General features: G+C 65.7%; 2 protein-coding genes and 1 pseudogene. 1 reads left to right on the top strand and 2 read right to left on the bottom strand.

What is annotated here, in order from left to right; all coding sequences use genetic code 11:
• Positions 1-74 precede the first annotated feature (74 nt).
• A complete protein-coding gene (locus tag ABTY04_RS41450; protein WP_502996835.1) occupies positions 75-221 on the bottom strand; it encodes a transposase in 147 nt (48 codons plus the stop codon).
• Positions 222-944: 723 nt separating this feature from the next.
• Here ABTY04_RS41450 and ABTY04_RS40875 point away from each other — a divergent pair.
• The gene (locus tag ABTY04_RS40875) at positions 945-1,079 is read left to right on the top strand and encodes a hypothetical protein (RefSeq protein ID WP_352218500.1); all 135 of its coding nucleotides are present in this window, start codon (positions 945-947) and stop codon (positions 1,077-1,079) included.
• 428 nt (positions 1,080-1,507) lie between these two features.
• On the opposite strand, the pseudogene ABTY04_RS41445 reads toward ABTY04_RS40875, so the two are convergent.
• Positions 1,508-1,667, bottom strand: a pseudogene (locus ABTY04_RS41445) (B12-binding domain-containing protein); the annotation flags it as partial.

Here is a 1,667-nt window from a genome sequence, read left to right as displayed (position 1 = left end):
GGTGTCTCCCCGGCCCCATCACCACCACCTCTGCGGGCCTGGGTGGCGGCAACCGCTCTGCCTCTCACAGCCCGCTAATAAGGAATTAGGTCACACCGCAGTTCCTGGACTGTCTCGAAGTCCGACAACCCGTGCAGGGACTGCAGCGTGATCGCCGCGGCCAGGACCTGCGGCGGCATACTCGGCTGCCCGTTCGCCGACGGATACATGTCCGCGAACATGACCGCCGGGAACAACGCCTCCCGATGCTCGGCCAGGAACGCAAACACACTCCCAGTCGGAATCAACCCCCGGCAGGTGACCCACACATCCGGCCCGACAGACTCCCCGACCCACTCCCCTTGCACCACAAGAACGAGTCTGGCCCCGCCGCTCACGCGGCGGGGCCAGAACCCAACATCTTCATCAGCCTTCTAGACGGCGTCAAGCCCGTGAGCCGGGAGACGGTACGCCGGCTGTTCGTTGGGAAGACGCTCGCAAATTGGCCCACCCTGGACTCCCTCCTGCATGCCCTGTGTCAGCTGGGGAACCAGGATCCGGACCGACCGCGCTGGTCCGAGAGCGAAGACAGGTGGACTGTTATTCCAACCTGCCGAGAGCATCTTCGCCTTGTCTGGGACCGTGCGGTCGAAGAGGACGCGACCGAGGAATTTCCAGAATCGCCGCCCTCGCAGCCCCCTCCTGCTCCGCGTGCCGCTCCAATCCCGCCACCGTCCCAAGACGATCCGTGGGCAAGCAGTCAGCCCTCCGGTGGTGGCTGGGGAGCTTCGAAACCTTCAACACCTACGCCCGGTAGCTACAGTGACGAGCCTCCGTTCTGACGAAGTCACCACAGCGTGCTGCTCTGCGAGCTGGGTCTCAGCGCGGCATACCCCCTAGGCCAGTTTCAATCTGAGGATCAGAATGAATCACCCCAGCGCGGGGTGGGCTGGCATGATCGGGTCATGCCTATCACTGTCGAGTTCTTCGTGGCACCGGACGATGAGGTGGCCGCGCGGGTCGGGCCGAGGCAGCGCGGTCATGGCTTTCCCGCGTTGGCGTGCTCGGACTTCTTTCCCGATGATGCGGTGGCGGACTGAGAGGCCCTGCTGGCAGGGAGCGTAGCTACTGGTTCGCGTGATGTGGTGCCGATGAAGAATGACGGCTTCACGTTGTTCCAGCTTTCTTCCGGACTGTGCTCCGCTCTGGTGCGGGCGAGCAGTGGCCAGCTCGTTGAGGTTGCGGGTGCATGGGCTGAGCTTGCCGCAGTCAAGGACGAGGGTGTGCCAGCCGAGACAGCGGTCGAGATCCTGACGGAGTTGGCGGGTTTGGCCCGCACGGCGGAGGGCCTTCGTCAGCCTCTTTACTGCTGGTACTTCGCACCCTGACCGGGCGCCGCTGGCAGCCCACAACAGACCCCACCCGCCACCCCGCTGCCGGCCAGGCCCGCGAAGCGGGCCTCAAGTCCTGGAGGCGGAGCCGGAAGGACCAGGGCAGGGGAGCGCAGCGGACCCTGCCCAACGGGCCGCAGGCCCGGACCTCGTGAAACGAGGTCACCTCCCGTGCGCAGCACGGGAGTCCCGGGTCCGCGGTCCTCGGCCGACTGCAGCACGAACGGCAGCTGCATCTGACCGGAGCCGAACAGCTCACCGACGACCTTCATGCCCTCCAGCAGCGTGTCGTTGACG

This window comes from Streptomyces sp. NPDC097981 (genome assembly GCF_040302565.1).
Taxonomy (GTDB): domain Bacteria; phylum Actinomycetota; class Actinomycetes; order Streptomycetales; family Streptomycetaceae; genus Streptomyces.
Note: the sequence above shows the minus strand (reverse complement) of the source record. Positions and strands in the feature narration are given on the sequence as shown.